15 protein-coding genes are annotated in these 14,807 nt (G+C 67.9%); 6 read left to right on the top strand and 9 right to left on the bottom strand.

What is annotated here, in order from left to right; translation table 11 throughout:
• Window positions 1-57: 57 nt before the first annotated feature.
• Window positions 58-2,013 (top strand): bifunctional metallophosphatase/5'-nucleotidase, encoded by a 1,956-nt coding sequence (locus tag VHAB30_RS18895; RefSeq protein WP_159278123.1) that lies wholly within the window; start codon window positions 58-60, stop codon window positions 2,011-2,013.
• Window positions 2,014-2,020: 7 nt separating this feature from the next.
• On the opposite strand, the gene VHAB30_RS18890 is transcribed toward VHAB30_RS18895, so the two are convergent.
• Entirely contained in the window at window positions 2,021-2,920 is a 900-nt protein-coding gene (locus VHAB30_RS18890; protein ID WP_159278122.1) for a LysR family transcriptional regulator, read from the bottom strand.
• Between the two features lie 125 nt (window positions 2,921-3,045).
• Here VHAB30_RS18890 and VHAB30_RS18885 point away from each other — a divergent pair, with 125 nt between their 5' ends.
• The 4 genes from VHAB30_RS18885 to VHAB30_RS18870 are packed head-to-tail and all read left to right on the top strand — an operon-like array spanning window position 3,046 to window position 5,559.
• Entirely contained in the window at window positions 3,046-3,804 is a 759-nt protein-coding gene (locus tag VHAB30_RS18885) for an SDR family oxidoreductase (protein WP_159278121.1), read from the top strand.
• 36 nt (window positions 3,805-3,840) lie between these two features.
• On the top strand, window positions 3,841-4,341 hold the full coding sequence (locus VHAB30_RS18880) for a DUF1097 domain-containing protein (RefSeq protein WP_159278120.1): 501 nt from the start codon (window positions 3,841-3,843) through the stop codon (window positions 4,339-4,341).
• A gap of 50 nt (window positions 4,342-4,391) precedes the next feature.
• Entirely contained in the window at window positions 4,392-5,285 is an 894-nt protein-coding gene (locus VHAB30_RS18875) for an SDR family NAD(P)-dependent oxidoreductase (RefSeq protein WP_159278119.1), read from the top strand.
• Between the two features lie 49 nt (window positions 5,286-5,334).
• Window positions 5,335-5,559: a SlyX family protein gene (locus VHAB30_RS18870; protein WP_062469081.1), complete on the top strand. Its 225-nt coding sequence runs from the start codon at window positions 5,335-5,337 to the stop codon at window positions 5,557-5,559.
• A gap of 10 nt (window positions 5,560-5,569) precedes the next feature.
• Here VHAB30_RS18870 and trhA read toward each other — a convergent pair whose 3' ends face one another.
• The 8 genes from trhA to cyoA form a co-directional block, all read right to left on the bottom strand.
• The gene (gene trhA / locus VHAB30_RS18865) at window positions 5,570-6,277 is read right to left on the bottom strand and encodes a PAQR family membrane homeostasis protein TrhA (protein WP_082817912.1); all 708 of its coding nucleotides are present in this window, start codon (window positions 6,275-6,277) and stop codon (window positions 5,570-5,572) included.
• A 63-nt stretch (window positions 6,278-6,340) separates the two neighbouring features.
• Window positions 6,341-6,904 carry a response regulator transcription factor gene (locus VHAB30_RS18860; protein WP_159278118.1) on the bottom strand — a complete coding sequence of 188 codons (564 nt, stop codon included), beginning with the start codon at window positions 6,902-6,904 and terminating at the stop codon, window positions 6,341-6,343.
• Window positions 6,901-8,298: an ATP-binding protein gene (locus tag VHAB30_RS18855; protein WP_159278117.1), complete on the bottom strand. Its 1,398-nt coding sequence runs from the start codon at window positions 8,296-8,298 to the stop codon at window positions 6,901-6,903. Before VHAB30_RS18855 ends, VHAB30_RS18860 begins: the two co-directional genes overlap by 4 nt.
• Window positions 8,282-9,106, bottom strand: coding sequence for an SURF1 family protein (locus tag VHAB30_RS18850; RefSeq protein ID WP_159278116.1), 825 nt, complete (start codon window positions 9,104-9,106; stop codon window positions 8,282-8,284). Before VHAB30_RS18850 ends, VHAB30_RS18855 begins: the two co-directional genes overlap by 17 nt.
• Window positions 9,106-9,528 (bottom strand): cytochrome o ubiquinol oxidase subunit IV, encoded by a 423-nt coding sequence (gene cyoD / locus VHAB30_RS18845; RefSeq protein WP_062469089.1) that lies wholly within the window; start codon window positions 9,526-9,528, stop codon window positions 9,106-9,108. The genes VHAB30_RS18850 and cyoD overlap by 1 nt, the downstream gene beginning before the upstream one ends.
• Entirely contained in the window at window positions 9,525-10,166 is a 642-nt protein-coding gene (gene cyoC / locus VHAB30_RS18840; RefSeq protein ID WP_062469091.1) for a cytochrome o ubiquinol oxidase subunit III, read from the bottom strand. Before cyoC ends, cyoD begins: the two co-directional genes overlap by 4 nt.
• Entirely contained in the window at window positions 10,159-12,165 is a 2,007-nt protein-coding gene (gene cyoB, locus VHAB30_RS18835) for a cytochrome o ubiquinol oxidase subunit I (RefSeq protein ID WP_159278115.1), read from the bottom strand. The genes cyoC and cyoB overlap by 8 nt, the downstream gene beginning before the upstream one ends.
• 1 nt (window position 12,166) lies before the next feature.
• Window positions 12,167-13,192: a ubiquinol oxidase subunit II gene (gene cyoA, locus VHAB30_RS18830; protein ID WP_159278114.1), complete on the bottom strand. Its 1,026-nt coding sequence runs from the start codon at window positions 13,190-13,192 to the stop codon at window positions 12,167-12,169.
• Window positions 13,193-13,382: 190 nt separating this feature from the next.
• Between cyoA and VHAB30_RS18825 the strand changes: the two genes are divergently transcribed.
• Complete coding sequence (locus VHAB30_RS18825; RefSeq protein ID WP_095743978.1) at window positions 13,383-14,723, top strand: MFS transporter; 1,341 nt, start codon at window positions 13,383-13,385, stop codon at window positions 14,721-14,723.
• Window positions 14,724-14,807 lie beyond the last annotated feature (84 nt).

The raw sequence follows: 14,807 nt of genomic DNA, 5'->3' as shown, positions 1-14,807 counted from the left end.
TCATGCGCCGTTGCCAGCATCCCCGCTCGATCAACAGGAGCGGAGTGCGAGATGGTGATGACCAACAGTCGACGGGTCGTGGGAGCAGCTGCCACGGTGATTGCAGCCTGCGTGATGGCCGCATGCGGTGGCGGTGGAGGCGGCGGTGTCGCGTTCCCGCCGATCGCCGTGGCGCCGCCGGCACCTGCGCCTGCACCGGCGCCACAGGGCAAGGCGATCGACCTCACGATCCTGCACATCGACGACCACCACTCCAACCTCGAAGCCAAGGACAAGACGCTGCAGCTCAACGCGGGCGGTGGCGCGCCGGTGGCGGTCACGGTCAATGCGGCAGGCTTTCCGCGCGTCACCGCGGCGATCCAGGCGCTGGCTGCCCAGTCGCCGAACGTGCTGAAGCTGCACGCCGGCGACGCGCTCACCGGCACCCTGTACTTCAACCGCGCGGGCGCCGACGGCGAGGCCGATGCGGCGCTGATGAACACCGTGTGCTTCGACGCCTTCACGCTGGGCAACCACGAGTTCGACAAGGGTGACACCGGCCTGAAAGGCTTTCTCGACCTGCTGCGCAAGGGCAGCTGCCAGACGCCGGTGCTCAGCGCCAACGTGAACTTCGGCGCCAACTCGGCGCTGCACCCGTCGAAGGCGCCCGGCTACGTGAAGCGCTCCACGGTGCTCGAACGCAGTGGCGAGAAGATCGGCCTGGTCGGCCTGACCATCGCGGGCAAGACCAAGGCGTCGTCGAGCCCCGACCCCGACACCACCTTTGAGGACGAGACCGTTGCCGCCCAGCGCGAGATCGACCTGCTGCGTGCGCAGGGCGTGAACAAGATCGTCGTCATGAGCCACATCGGCTATGAGTACGACAAGCAGGTGGCGTCGCGCCTGAGCGGCGTCGACGTCGTGGTGGGCGGCGATTCGCACACGCTCATCGGCCCCGACGCGCTCACCCGCTACGGCGTGGGTTCGCCAGCCGGCGCCTACCCCACGGCCCTGACCGACAAGGACGGCAAGAAGGTCTGCCTGGTCCACGCCTGGGAGTACAGCCAGGTGGTGGGCGAGCTGAAGGTGAGCTTCGACGACAAGGGCGACGTCACGGCCTGCAGCGGCACGCCGCACGTGCTGATCGGCGACGACTTCCGCCTCGGCAAGCAGCCCGTCGATGCCAACCAGCGCAGCGCCATCCTGGCCGACGTGGCGGCCAGCGGCTTCCTGCGCATGACCGCACCCGACGCCACGGCCACCGCCGTGCTGCAGCCCTTCAAGGACAAGGTGGCGGTGTTCAACACCACGCTGGTGGCCACCGTGACCGAAGAGCTGTGCTCGCGCCGCGTGCCCGGCGGCGTGGGCACCGTCGACTACTCGCGTTCCAGCGTCTCGTGCAACGCGCTGGGCAGCGTGAGCCTGCGCGGCGGCGACATCCAGCAGATGGCGGCGCAGGCCTACCTGGAGATCGGCCACAGCAAGTACGGCGGCGCCGACATCTCGCTGCAAAGCGGCGGCGGCGCGCGCATTCCGCTGGTGCCGGGCAACGTCACCGCGGCGAGCGTGATCCAGGTGCTGCCCTTCGGCAACATGCTGTTCCGCCTCGACGTCACCGGCCGCGAGGTCAAGGGCATGCTCGAAGACGGCCTGCAGGCCGTGTACGGCCCGGGCGGTTCCACCGGCCCGTATCCGTACACCGGCGGCCTGCGCTTCGACGTCGACGCCACGCAGGCCAACGGCCAGCGCGCCAGCAACATCGAGGTGCGCGCGCCCGGCACCGGCGTGTGGGGCCCGCTCGACCTGGACAAGACCTACAAGCTGTTCGTGCTGAGCTTCAACGCCAGCGGCGGCGACGGCTACAAGACGCTGGCCGCCGTGCCCGCCGCGCGGCGCCTGGACATCGGCGTGCTCGATGCCGACGTGTTCTTCAACTACATCGAGTCCAAGCCGAAGGACGTCGGCTCGGGCCTGTCGCTGTTGCAGAAGCTCCCGGTCGAGCTGTACAGCACCAAGTCGTACAAGGCGCCTTGAGTCGTGCTCAGGGGTGTGCGGTGTCTTCTGCGAAGAGACCGCGCAGCCACTGCGTGAACACCCGCACCCGCGACGACAGCTGCCGGTTCTGCGGATACAGCACCGAGACCGGCATCGGCGGCGGCGCAAAGCCCGGCAGCACCGCCTGCAGGCGACCGTCCGCCAGCTCGGCCGCCACGCGGTAGCGCGGCACCTGCACCAGCCCGAGGCCCACGACGGCGGCGCCCGTGTACAGGTCAGCGCCTGTGACTGACACGGTGGCGGCCAGTTGCACGGGCCGCACCTGACCGTCGACCGTGAACTCGAGCGGCAGCGCCTTGCCCGTGCTGCTCGACACGTAGTGCACCGCCCGGTGCGAGGCCAGCGCGGCCAGGTCGACGGGCTCGCCGTGCGCCGCGAGGTAGCCGGGGCTCGCGACCGTCACCTGCGGCAGCAGCGCCACGCGCTGCGCGACCAGCGACGAGTCTTGCAGCGGGCCGGCGCGCAGCACGCAGTCGACGCCTTCGCGCACCAGGTCGACCAGCCGGTCGTCCTCGCCGATGTGCAGCTGCAGGCCCGGATGGCGGGCGAGGAAGGCGGGCAGCGCCGGCACCACGAAGTGCCGCGCCAGCGTGCCCTGCAAGTTCACGCGCAGCAGGCCCTGGGGCGCCGCATGGGTGAACGCGCCCTCGGCCTCTTCCACGTCCGCCAGCAGCCGCACGCAGCGCTGGTAGTGGGCCTCGCCGTCCTGCGTGAGGCGCACCGTGCGCGTGGTGCGCTCGAGCAGCCGGGCGCCCAGGCGCGATTCGAGCCGCTGGATCAGCGTGGTGAGGGTGGCGCGCGGAATCTGCAGGTCGTCCGAGGCCTGCGTGAAGCTCTGGCGCTCGGCGATGCGCACGAAGGCCTGCATTTCCTGGAAGCGGTCCATGGGGTTGCCCTTCGTGCCTATTGTTTAAGTAAATGGAATTTTATTGACGAATTTTCTCTGATTATCTTTTGGGTGGAATGGCTGACCATTCGCTTCATTCACTCACCACCCCAAGGAATCGCGCCATGAACACCACCGCCACTTCTGCTTCGCTGCCCACCCGCGTCGCCCTCGTCACCGGCGCCTCGCGCGGCATCGGCGCCGCCATCGCCCGCCGGCTCGCTGCCGACGGTTTCGCCATTGCCGTCAACTACGCTGCAGGCGCTGCGCCGGCCGAAGCGCTGGTCGCCGAACTGAAGGCTACCGGCGCCCGCGCCCTCGCGGTACAGGCCGATGTGGCGAACGCCGACGCGGTGCGCGCGATGTTCGACACCGTCGAAGCGCAGCTCGGCCCGGTCGACGTGCTGGTCAACAACGCCGGCGTGCTCCAGACCGCGCCGCTGGCCGCGCACAGCGACGCGCTGTACGACCACACCTTCGACATCAACGTGCGCGGCACCTTCAACACCCTGCGCGAGGCCGCGACCCGGCTCGCCGAGGGCGGCCGCATCGTCAACTTCTCGAGCACCACGCTGGCGCTGCACATGCCCGGCTACGCGATCTACAACGCCACCAAGGCGGCGGTCGAGGCCTTCACGCACGTCTTCGCCAAGGAACTGCGCGGCCGACGCATCACGGTGAATGCCGTGGCGCCGGGGCCGGTCGCGACCTCGCTGTTCCTGGACGGCAAGACCGACGAGCAGATCCAGGCCTTCGCCCAGATGCCACCGCTGCAGCGCCTGGGCCAGCCGGAAGACATCGCCTCGGTGGTGTCGTTCCTGGCGGGGCCGGACGCGGGATGGGTCAACGGGCAGGTGCTGCGGGCCAATGGCGGCGTGGCCTGAGCGGTGGCCTCTCACGACATCCACGGAGCACGCACCATGCACCCGCCTTCACCCCACGCGGCCACCCCGCGCTTCTTCAGCCTCGCCTACACGGCGTTCACGGCCGCCGCTGCGGTGGTGGCGGCTGCCGCTTCGGCGATGGCGCTCGTGCTCGAACTGCCCGTGTGGGCGATGTTCGTCGGCTGGGTGGCGTTCTACACCCGCGGCGCGAGCGCACGCGACGGTGTGTTCAACCTCGTCTGCGTGAGCCTGGGCCTGCTGATCGGCAAGGGCGCAGCCCTGGCCATCGCCGCGCTGGCCCCGATCGCGGGCGCCGCGGCGCTGCCGGTGGTGGTGCTGTTCGTGGCGCTCCTCGTGGTGTCGATGCGCAGCGTGCCGCGGCTGAACAACCTGCTGTGCTACTTCCTCGGGCTGATCGCGTTCTTCGCGGTCCACCAGCCCCCTTCGCTGTCGCTGTTCGCCACGCTGGCCGGCGCGGCGGCACTCGGATCGATGGCGGCGTGGGTGGCCCACCTGCTGCAGCGCCGCGTGCACTGACCACCGGACTTTCCTTTCTTCCCTCTCACCTTCATTCAAGGGGTTCCCTCATGCAATCCGTCATCCTCGTCACTGGCGCCGGCTCCGGCATCGGCAAGCTCAGCGCGCAGGCGCTCGCCGAAGCGGGCCACATCGTCTATGCCTCCATGCGCGACATCGCAGGCCGCAACAAGGCGCGCGCGGCCGAGCTGCGTGCCCTGGCCGCGGCGCAGGGGCTTCAGCTGCATCCGCTCGAACTCGATGTGTTGTCGCAGGCCTCCGCCGATGCCGCCGCGGCGACCATCGTCCAGGCGCAGGGCCGCCTCGATGTGGTGATGCAGAACGCGGGCCATCTCGTGGTCGGGCCGACCGAGGCCTTCACGCCGGAAGACATCACCCAGGTGTTCGACACCAACGTGCTCGGCGCCCAGCGCGTGAACCGCGCAGTGCTGCCGTACCTGCGCCAGCAGGAGTCGGGGCTGATGCTGTGGATCAGCAGCACGACCACCAAGGGCGGCTTTCCGCCGTTCATGGGCCCGTACGGCGCGGCCAAGGCGGCCATGGATTCGCTGGCCGTGACGCTGGCCTATGAGATCGCGCGCTTCGGCATCGAGACCTCGATCGTCGTGCCGGGTGCGTTCACCCGGGGCACCGATCACTTTCCGAGTGCGGGCAGGCCCTCCGATGCGGCCATTGCCGCCGCCTACGGCCGCTACGACGGCGTGATGGACCGCATCGGCGAGCGCCTGTCCGCCCTCACGCCGGAGCACGCCGATCCGCAGGCCGTGGCCGATGACATCGTGCGCATCGTGGGCCTGCCGGCCGGCACGCGGCCGATGCGTTCGCTGATCGACTTCGTGGGCGACGGTGCGGCCGAGGTCTTCGAGGTGTCGGAGCGCGTGCGCATCGACTTCGCCCGGCGCATCGGCATGGGCGACCTGCTCGAGGCGAAGGTCCGGCGCTGAGCGGGGCGCTGTCAACAAGAAGCGGTGGATCTTCCTGTCCAATAGCGGCATGGAACATTCACCGAACGACGTGACAGAGCGCCTGAACGACCTCGAGATCAAGTCGAGCTATGCCGAAGACCTGCTCGAGCAGCTGAACATGACGATCTACCGGCAACAGCAGCAGATCGACAGCCTGATCCTGCAGGTCGCGCAGCTGCGGCTGCAAAGCCAGAACGCAGGGCAGGACGGGGGCGCGCGTAACTTGCGCGACGAACTCCCTCCCCACTATTGAAGAAGAGCGCTCAGCCGTGCGCGTGCCAGAGCACGGCAAAGAAATGGCAGGTGCTGCCGGCCAAGACAAACAGGTGCCACACCGAATGCGCGTAGCGCACCTTGTTGTCGAACAGGAACACCACGGCCCCGGCCGTGTAGAACAGCCCGCCGGCCACGAGCCAGGCCAGACCGGCCGATGACATGCGCTCGTACAGCGGCACCGCCGCCATCAGTGCCATCCAGCCCATCGCCACGTACAGGCCGGTGGACCACAGCGGGTGCTGCAGGCGGTTGAACAGCTTGGCGCCCACGCCCAGGACAGCCGCGGCGGTGATGGCGCCGAACAGCGTCCAGCCCCAGGGCCCGCGCAGCACGCCGAACAGGAAGGGCATGTAGCTGCCCGCAATGAACAGGTAGATGGCCGCGTGGTCGAGCCGGTTGAACCAGGCCTTGGCGCGGCCGATGGGCAGCGCGTGGTACAGCGTGGAGATCAGGTACAGCACGATGGCCGTGCCCGCGAAGAGCGAGGCGCCCACCACGGCCGCGGCCTGGCCCTTCTGGGCGGCGCTGTAGACCAGGATCGGCAGCGAGGCGATCGCCAGCAACAGGCCCAGGCCGTGGCTCAGGGCGTTGAAGAGCTCTTCCATCGCGGTCTGGTCGCGCGCGGCGGACGCCTGCTTTTTCTGCAGATCGGTGGAACGGGCGGGCTGCAGCTGCAGCGGCGGGCTATTCGTCATCAGGAACAGAGCCTCCGGGATCGGTGTTGGTTCCGCAAGAATTCGCGAAACCGGCAGATCATGTTACTTGACCTGCTGTTTGCCGAGTTTGCGTGCCAATGTGCGCCGATGCATGCCGAGCCGGCGCGCAGTTTCCGAGATGTTGAAGCCGGTCTCGGCCAGCATCTCGTGGATGCGCTCCCACTCCAGCGTCTTGATCGAGGTGGAGCGGTTGGTCAGTTCGACCTCGGTGGTGCCGGCGGCGCGGCCGAAGGCGGCCTCGATGTCGTCGGTGTTCGAGGGCTTGGCCAGGTAGTGGCAGGCGCCGAGCTTGATGGCCTCGACGGCGGTGGCGATGCTCGCGAAGCCGGTGAGCACCACGATCAGCATCTCGGCATCGTGCCTGTGCAGCATCTGCACGCAGGCCAGGCCCGAGGCCTCGCCGTTGAGCTTCAGGTCGACCACGGCGTAGCCGGGCGAGGGGCCGTCGCCTTCCTCGAGCAGCGCTTCCACTTCCTCGAGGTTGCGCGCATGCACCACCACGTAGCCGCGGCGCTCGAAGGAGCGCGCGAGCGTGCGCGCGAAGGCCTCGTCGTCCTCGACGATGAGCAGCTGGCGGACTTCGGCGGTGTCGGGGGTGGGTGTCATGGGCTGGTGGGGGCCTTGGGGGCGGCGGTGTCCGCGAGGGCGGTGGCGGTGTCGTCTTCGTCCTCTTCGAGCACGATGGCCGCCAGCGGCAGCGTGATGGTCACGATGGCGCCGCCCTCGGGGCGGTTGCGCACGGCGACGCGTCCGCCCAGCGTGCGCGCCACGTTCACCACCAGGAACAGGCCCAGTCCGCCGCCGGGACGTCCCTTGCTCGACTGGTAGGGCTTGCCGAACTCCGCGAGGATGGCCGGCATGAAGCCGGGGCCCGCGTCGGTGACGGTGATGGTGAGCGCGTCGGCGTCGTGCGTGGCTTCCAGGCGCAGCCAGTGCGGCGAGGCCTCGAGCGCGTTGTCGAGCACGTTGCACACCATCTGCTTGATGGCCGAATCGGACACCATGGGCAGGTCCTGCCCGAACAGGTTCTCGTAGTCGAACTCCTCGACCGGGCGCGTGGTGCGCCATTCTTCGACGAGGTCGTCCAGGAAGGTGCGCACGGTGGTCTCTTCGGAGGACTCGCCGCGCGTCTCGCCGGCCGACAGCAGGATGCCGCTCACGATGCTCTTGCAGCGCTGGATCTGCACTTCCATCTCGGCCACTTCCTGCAGCAGCTCGGGGTCGGAGCTGAAGTGCGGCAGCCGGCGCCAGTCGCCCAGGATCACGGCCAGCGTGGCCAGCGGCGTGCCCAGCTCGTGCGCCGCGCCCGAGGCCAAGAGGCCCATGCGCACGATGTGTTCCTCTTCGGAGGCGCGCTGGCGCAGGTCCGCCAGCCGCGCGTCGCGCACGCGCAGGTTGCGGCTGATGCGGGTGATGAAGACCACCAGCAGCGCCGCGTTGAGCGCGAAGCACACCAGCATGCCCTGCACGTAGGGGCTCCACAGGCCGCGGTCGTGGTCCAGCGGCAGCGGCAGCGGGCGCGAGAACAGCGCCAGGCCCGCGAAGCACAGGCCGGTGATGACCACGATGGTCCAGGTCGACCAGGCCTTGAGCAGCACCGCGCCCAGGATCACCTGCAGCAGGTACAGGAAGACGAAGGGGTTGGTGGCGCCGCCGCTGAGGTACAGCTGGGCCGTGAGCGTGGCCACGTCGACCAGCAGCGCGACGAACAGCTCCTCGTTGGTCACGCGGCCATGGATGCGCAGGCGCAGCAGGCTCACCATGTTGAACAGCGCCAGGCAGGTGAGCACCTGCAGCATGTGGTTCAGCGGCAGCCGGATGCCGAAGCCGTAGTGCACCACGAGGATGGTGGCCACCTGCCCGACCACGGCGAACCAGCGCAGCTGGATCAGCTGCTGCATGTTCTGGTGGCCGATGGCGTTGTCCAGGCTCGCGACGCCCGCGCGCGGGGCGTGCAGCTCGCCGGCCACCGCGACCAGCTTGTCAGTCGCGGCGGGCATCGGCGGGGTCGGGGCGTGCGGCGTCGGCATGCGGAGCATTTTCGCCGCTACCGTCTTGCGATGCCCGTCGGCGCCGGTCGTCGCGCCACACGAACCCATAGGCGCCGAGCACCATCAGCGCCAGCCCGTACCAGGTGAGGGCATAGACGAGGTGGCTGTTGGGGAAGGCGATGACCGTCAGGCCGCCTGCCGGCCACGTGGGCGCGGCCTGTGCGGGCGCAGCGCCGGCCTCGGCATCGACGAAGTAGGGCGCCACGTCGGCCAGGCCGCGCGCGGCGGCAATCGCCTGCACGTCGCGCGAGAACCAACGGTCGGCCGCGGGGTCGTTCGTGCGCAGGAAGCCGCCCTTGGGCTCGGTGAGGCGCAGCAGGCCGGCCACGGTGGTGTCGCCCTGGGGCTCGGGGGCGGTGCGCGCCGCACGTTCACGGGCCTCGGGCGGCACGAAGCCGCGGTTGACGAGCACGACGCTGCCGTCGGCGGTGCGCAGCGGCGTCAGCACCCAGAAGCCGGCGCCCAGCCGGGTGCTGGCCTGCACCAGCGCTTCCTTGTCATGGAGGAACGTGCCGCGAAGGCGCACGTGCCGGTATTCGTCGTTGGCCGCGTTGACCGTGGGCCATTCGGAGCGCGCCGGCGCGTCGGCGGCCGGGGCGTGCACGCGCTGGTCGACGCGGGCGATGAGATCGAGCTTCCAGGCCCTGCGCTCGACCTGCCAGGTGCCGAGCGCAAGAAAGCCGGCAAAGGCCAGGAGGGCGCAGGCCGCCAGCGCCGCACGCGTGACAACGGAGCGCGGGCGGGCGGCCGGGGCCATCAGGGCATGTTCTTCATGTCGTGGACCATGGCCGGCATCATGTTGGTGTTCATGTGATACATGACCCACAGCGACCCGGCCAGCGTGATGACCACGAGCACCAGCGTGAAGATCAGCGCCAGCATGTTCCAGCCGCCTTCGGACTTGGCGTCCATGTGCAGGAAGTACACCATGTGGACCACGATCTGCACCACGGCGAAGCCGAGGATGACGAGGGCGGTGGTGCTCGGGTTGGCGATCACCTTGCCCATCACGAGCCAGAACGGGATCGCGGTCAGGATCACGGCCAGCACGAAGCCGGTCATGTAGCCCTTGAAGGTGCTGTGGCTGACGGGGCCGTCGTCGTGGTGGTCGCCGTGACCGTGGCTGTCGTGTGCGCCGTGGCCGTGTGCGGCGGTGGCGGTGTGTGCGGGGGCGCTCATGCCATCGATCCCATGAGGTAGACAAAGGTGAAGACGCCGATCCACACGACGTCCAGGAAGTGCCAGAACATCGACAGGCACATCAGGCGGCGGCGGTTGGCGGCGGTGAAGCCGTGCTTGGGCAGCTGGACCATCAGCACGACCAGCCAGATGATGCCGAAGCTCACGTGCAGGCCGTGCGTGCCCACCAGCGCGAAGAACGACGACAGGAAGGCGCTGCGCTGCGGGCCGGCGCCTTCGTGCAGCAGGTGCGCGAACTCGTACAGCTCCAGGCCGATGAAGCCCAGGCCCAAGAGGCCCGTGATGCCCAGCCACAGCAGCACGCCGCCCATGCGCTTGCGCTGCATCTCGAGCATCGCGAAGCCGTAGGTGATCGACGACAGCAGCAGCAGCGAGGTGTTCATCGCCACCAGCGGCAGGTCGAACAGGTCGGCGCCCGAGGGGCCGGCCGCGTAGCTGCGGCCCAGCACGCCGTACACCGCGAACAGGCACGCGAAGATGAGGCAGTCGCTCATCAGGTAGAGCCAGAAGCCCAGCAGCGTGCCGTTCTCGGGGTGGTGGTCCTCGTTGCGGACGTGGAACAGGTCGAACGCCGGTGCGTTCGCGTTCCGGGAGGGGAGGGCGGTGGTATCAGACATGGGCGGTGGCCAGCAGGCGCGTGCGTGCTTCTTCGGTGCGAACGACTTCTTCCGCGGGGATGTAGTAGTCGCGCTTGTAGTTGAAGGTGTGGGCGATGATCGCGGCCAGCATGGCCACGAAGCCGATGCCGGCCACGAGCCACATCTGCCAGATCAGGGCAAAGCCGCACACCGCGCTCAGCGCCGCGATGACGAAGCCGGCGGCCGTGTTCTTGGGCATGTGCACGGGGCTGAAGCCGTCCAGCGGGCGCTGGTAGCCGCGGGCCTTCATGTCGGTCCAGGCGTCGTTGTCATGCACGCGCGGCGTGAACGCGAAGTTGTAGGCCGGCGGCGGCGACGAGGTCGACCACTCCAGCGTGCGGCCGTTCCACGGGTCGCCCGTGGTGTCGCGCAGCGAGTCGCGGCGGATGAAGCTCACCACCAGCTGGATCAGGAACGAGGCGATGCCCAGGGCGATCAGCACGGCACCGACGGCGGCGACCTGGAACCAGATCTGCAGCGACATGTCCTGGAAGTGGCTCATGCGGCGGGTGACGCCCATCAGGCCCAGGATGTACAGCGGCATGAAGGCCATCCAGAAGCCGACGATCCAGAACCAGAACGAGCACTTGCCCCAGAACGGATCGAGCTTGTAGCCGAAGGCCTTCGGGAACCAGTAGGTGATGCCCGCCAGCATGCCGAACAGCACGCCGCCGATGATCACGTTGTGGAAGTGGGCAATCAGGAACAGGCTGTTGTGCAGCACGAAGTCGGCCGGGGGCACGGCCAGCAGCACGCCGGTCATGCCGCCGATCACGAAGGTGATCATGAAGCCGATGGTCCACATCATGGGCAGCTCGAAACGGATGCGGCCGCGGTACATGGTGAACAGCCAGTTGAAGATCTTCGCCCCCGTGGGGATCGAGATGATCATCGTCGTGATACCGAAGAACGAGTTCACGCTGGCGCCGGAGCCCATGGTGAAGAAGTGGTGCAGCCACACGAGGTACGACAGGATCGTGATCACGACCGTGGCGTACACCATCGAGGCGTAGCCGAACAGGCGCTTGCCCGAGAAGGTGGAGACCACTTCCGAGAAGATGCCGAAGGCCGGCAGGATCAGGATGTACACCTCGGGGTGGCCCCAGATCCAGATCAGGTTCACGTACATCATGGCGTTGCCGCCCATGTCGTTCGTGAAGAAGTTGGTGCCGACGTAACGGTCGAGCGACAGCAGGGCCAGCACGGCCGTGAGCACCGGGAAGGCAGCCACGATCAGCACGTTGGTGCACAGGGCGGTCCAGGTGAAGACGGGCATCTTCATCATGGTCATGCCGGGCGCGCGCATCTTCACGATGGTGGCCAGCAGGTTCACGCCGGACAGCAATGTGCCCACCCCCGCGATCTGCAAGGACCAGATGTAGTAGTCCACCCCCACGTCAGGACTGAACAGGATGCCCGACAGCGGCGGGTACGCCAGCCAGCCGGTCTTGGCGAACTCGCCCACGAACAGCGACGCCATCACGAGGCCGGCGCCGAAGGTGGTCATCCAGAAGCTGAAGTTGTTCAGGAACGGGAAGGCCACGTCGCGCGCGCCGATCTGCAGCGGCACCACGAAGTTCATGAGGCCCGTGACCAGCGGCATCGCCACGAAGAAGATCATGATCACGCCGTGGGCGGTGAAGATCTGGTCGTAGTGGTGCGGCGGCAAAAAGCCCGCGTTGTCCCCGAAGGCGACGGCCTGCTGGGCCCGCATCATCAGCGCGTCGGCGAAGCCGCGCAGCAGCATCACCAGGCCCAGGATGATGTACATGATGCCGATCTTCTTGTGGTCGATGCTGGTGATCCAGTCGCGCCACAAGGTGCCCCACAGCTTGAAGTAGGTCACGGCGCCCAGCAGCGCCAGGCCGCCCAGGATCACGGCCGCGAAGGTCACGAGCAGGATGGGCTCGTGAAGGGGAATCGCCTCCCAGGAGAGGCGGCCGAAGACGAGCTTCGTCAGGTCTAGGTTCTGCAACATCTTAGTCTTCGGTGGTGCACATCGCGGTGACGTACTTGCGCTTGGGCGTGTCGAGGGAGTCGGCCTGCCAGGCCTGCTTGGTGGCGACGTTGAAGGCGCCGGGCTTGCCCAGGCCGCCGTCGGCGTCGATGGCCATCATTTCCTTCATGCACATCTTGTTGCGGTCGACGCACAGGTTCAGGATGGCGTCGTACAGGGCCGGGTCGACCGCGGCGTAGTGGCGCACGGGCTCGCGCTCGCTCGGCACTTCGAGCTTCTTGTACTGCTCGCGGGTCAGTTCGCCCTCTTTGCCGGTCTTGACCTTGGCCACCCACTGGTCGAAGCCGTCATGGCTCAGGCCGTGGAACTTGAAGCGCATGCCCGAGAAGCCCGCACCGCTGTAGTTGGCGGAGAAGCCGTCGAACTCGCCCGGCTTGTTGATCACCGCATGCAGCTTGGTCTCCATGCCCGGCATGGCATAGATCTGGCCGGCCAGCGCGGGGATGAAGAAGGAGTTCATGACCGACGAGGCCGTGATCTTGAAGCTGATCGGGCGGTCCACCGGGGCGGCCAGCTCGTTCACCGTGGCGATGCCCTGCTCGGGGTAGATGAAGAGCCACTTCCAGTCCAGCGCCACCACCTCGACCACCAGCGGCTTGGTTTCGGCGGGAATCGGGCGCTGCGCGTCCAGGCGGCTCAGCGGGCGGTACGGGTCCAGCGTGTGGGTGCTGATCCAGGTGATCGCGCCCAGTGCAATGATGATCAGGAGCGGCGCGGCCCAGATCGCCAGCTCGAGCTGCGTGGAGTGGTCCCAGTCGGGGCTGTAGGTGGCCTCCTTGTTCGACTGGCGATAGCGCCAGGCAAAGAAGATGGTCAGGGCGATCACCGGAATGATGATGATCAGCATCAGCACCGTGGAGACGACGATCAGGCGTCCCTGCTGGTTGGCGATGTCGCCGGAGGGGTTCAACAGCACTGTGTTGCAGCCCGCCAGGAAAATGACGGAAAGCAGCAGAAGTGCTCGGCGAAGGGTCTTGAGGATGTGCATGCCGGGAGAGGAAAGTGCGAAGGCCGCGCAAAAATGACCCTGCAATCTACGCCGCCCAAGGGATTCCGCCTATTGGACGTTTTGTCCTATGGCGGTAAACGCAATTCGGTGAGACGCTACAGGGTGTCCAGAATTTCCCCTGTGTCGTGCCCCGGCATGACACCCGAATTACAGCCAGCCAGCTAGCAAGATGACGACGTCCAGCATCAGTCCACCAGGCGCCCAGCCTGTGTCGCACCCGACCGAAGGCGGCGCCCGCGCCGCAGACGCCGACCATTCGCACATCGCCCCGGGCGAGATCGCGGTCGGTGTGGTCATCGGCCGCGCCTCCGAGTATTTCGACTTCTTCGTCTACGGCATCGCCTCGGTGCTGGTGTTCCCGGCGGTGTTCTTCCCCTTCGAGCAGCGCCTGGAAGGCGTGCTCTGGGCCTTCGTGATCTTCTCGTTCGCCTTCATCGCGCGCCCCTTCGGCACCGTGATCTCGATGGCGATCCAGCGGCGCTTCGGGCGCGAGACCAAGCTGACGATTGCGCTGTTCCTGCTGGGCACCTCGACCGCCGGCATCGCCTTCCTGCCGGGCTACGCCAGCATCGGCTTCACGGCCATCGTGCTGCTGTCGATCTTCCGCTTTGCCCAGGGCCTGGCACTGGGCGGCTCGTGGGACGGCCTGCCGTCGCTGCTGGCGCTGAACGCACCGCCCAACAAGCGCGGCTGGTACGCCATGCTGGGCCAGCTGGGCGCACCGCTGGGCTTCTTCCTGGCCAGCGCGCTGTTCGCGTACCTGTATTCCAGCCTGCCGCTGGCCGACTTCCTCGACTGGGGCTGGCGCTACACCTTCTACGTGGCCTTCGCCATCAACGTGGTGGCGCTGTTCGCGCGCCTGCGCCTGGTGGCCACCGACGAGTACGCGCGCCTGCTCGAAGAGCGCGAGCTGCAGCCCACCAGCGTGGTCGAGCTGACCCGCTCGCAGGGCGCCAACCTGCTGATCGGCGCGTTCGCCGCGCTGGCCAGCTACGCGCTGTTCCACCTGATCACGGTGTTCCCGCTGTCGTGGATCTCGCTGTATTCCGACCAGTCGATCACCGAATTCCTGATCGTGCAGATGGTCGGCGCGGTGTTCGGCGCCATCGGCATCGTGGCCTCGGGCCTGATCGCCGACCGCATCGGCCGTCGCTTCACGCTCGGCGGCCTGGCCGCCATGATCGCCGTGTTCAGCGGCTTCGCGCCCACGCTGCTCGACGGCGGACGCATCGGCCAGGACATCTTCATCGTGCTGGGCTTTGCACTGCTGGGCCTGTCGTACGGCCAGGCGGCCGGCGCCGTGACCTCCAACTTCGCGCCCAAGTACCGCTACGTGGGCGCGGCCCTCACGGCCGACCTGGCCTGGCTCATCGGCGCAGCCTTCGCCCCGCTGGTCGCCCTGGGCCTGTCGGCGCACTTCGGCCTGGCCTTCGTGAGCATCTACCTGCTGTCGGGCGCGCTCGGCACGCTGGCGGCGCTGGGGCTGAACCGGGCGCTGGCGCGGGACTGACCGGCGTTGCCGCTGTGTTGTCAAAAAAGGGGCCGATGGCCCCTTTTTTCATGGCCGTCGCGTCGCTCGCTTAGGATTCGCCTC

Origin of the sequence: Variovorax boronicumulans (assembly GCF_009811375.1) — a bacterium.
GTDB classification, from domain to species: Bacteria; Pseudomonadota; Gammaproteobacteria; order Burkholderiales; family Burkholderiaceae_C; genus Variovorax; species Variovorax boronicumulans.
This window is presented reverse-complemented; position numbering and strand designations above follow the sequence as displayed.

Bases quoted from the DNA above. Each gene is read 5' to 3' on its own strand.
- VHAB30_RS18885 (WP_159278121.1), top strand. From the start codon at position 3,046: ATGAACACCACCGCCACTTCTGCTTCGCTGCCCACCCGCGTCGCCCTC.
- VHAB30_RS18855 (WP_159278117.1), bottom strand. From the start codon at position 8,298: ATGCCCGCCGCGACTGACAAGCTGGTCGCGGTGGCCGGCGAGCTGCAC.
- VHAB30_RS18870 (WP_062469081.1), top strand. From the start codon at position 5,335: ATGGAACATTCACCGAACGACGTGACAGAGCGCCTGAACGACCTCGAG.
- VHAB30_RS18880 (WP_159278120.1), top strand. From the start codon at position 3,841: ATGCACCCGCCTTCACCCCACGCGGCCACCCCGCGCTTCTTCAGCCTC.
- cyoD (WP_062469089.1), bottom strand. From the start codon at position 9,528: ATGAGCGCCCCCGCACACACCGCCACCGCCGCACACGGCCACGGCGCA.
- VHAB30_RS18850 (WP_159278116.1), bottom strand. From the start codon at position 9,106: ATGGCCCCGGCCGCCCGCCCGCGCTCCGTTGTCACGCGTGCGGCGCTG.
- VHAB30_RS18890 (WP_159278122.1), bottom strand. From the start codon at position 2,920: ATGGACCGCTTCCAGGAAATGCAGGCCTTCGTGCGCATCGCCGAGCGC.
- VHAB30_RS18875 (WP_159278119.1), top strand. From the start codon at position 4,392: ATGCAATCCGTCATCCTCGTCACTGGCGCCGGCTCCGGCATCGGCAAG.
- trhA (WP_082817912.1), bottom strand. From the start codon at position 6,277: ATGACGAATAGCCCGCCGCTGCAGCTGCAGCCCGCCCGTTCCACCGAT.
- cyoC (WP_062469091.1), bottom strand. From the start codon at position 10,166: ATGTCTGATACCACCGCCCTCCCCTCCCGGAACGCGAACGCACCGGCG.
- cyoB (WP_159278115.1), bottom strand. From the start codon at position 12,165: ATGTTGCAGAACCTAGACCTGACGAAGCTCGTCTTCGGCCGCCTCTCC.
- VHAB30_RS18825 (WP_095743978.1), top strand. From the start codon at position 13,383: ATGACGACGTCCAGCATCAGTCCACCAGGCGCCCAGCCTGTGTCGCAC.
- VHAB30_RS18895 (WP_159278123.1), top strand. From the start codon at position 58: ATGACCAACAGTCGACGGGTCGTGGGAGCAGCTGCCACGGTGATTGCA.
- cyoA (WP_159278114.1), bottom strand. From the start codon at position 13,192: ATGCACATCCTCAAGACCCTTCGCCGAGCACTTCTGCTGCTTTCCGTC.
- VHAB30_RS18860 (WP_159278118.1), bottom strand. From the start codon at position 6,904: ATGACACCCACCCCCGACACCGCCGAAGTCCGCCAGCTGCTCATCGTC.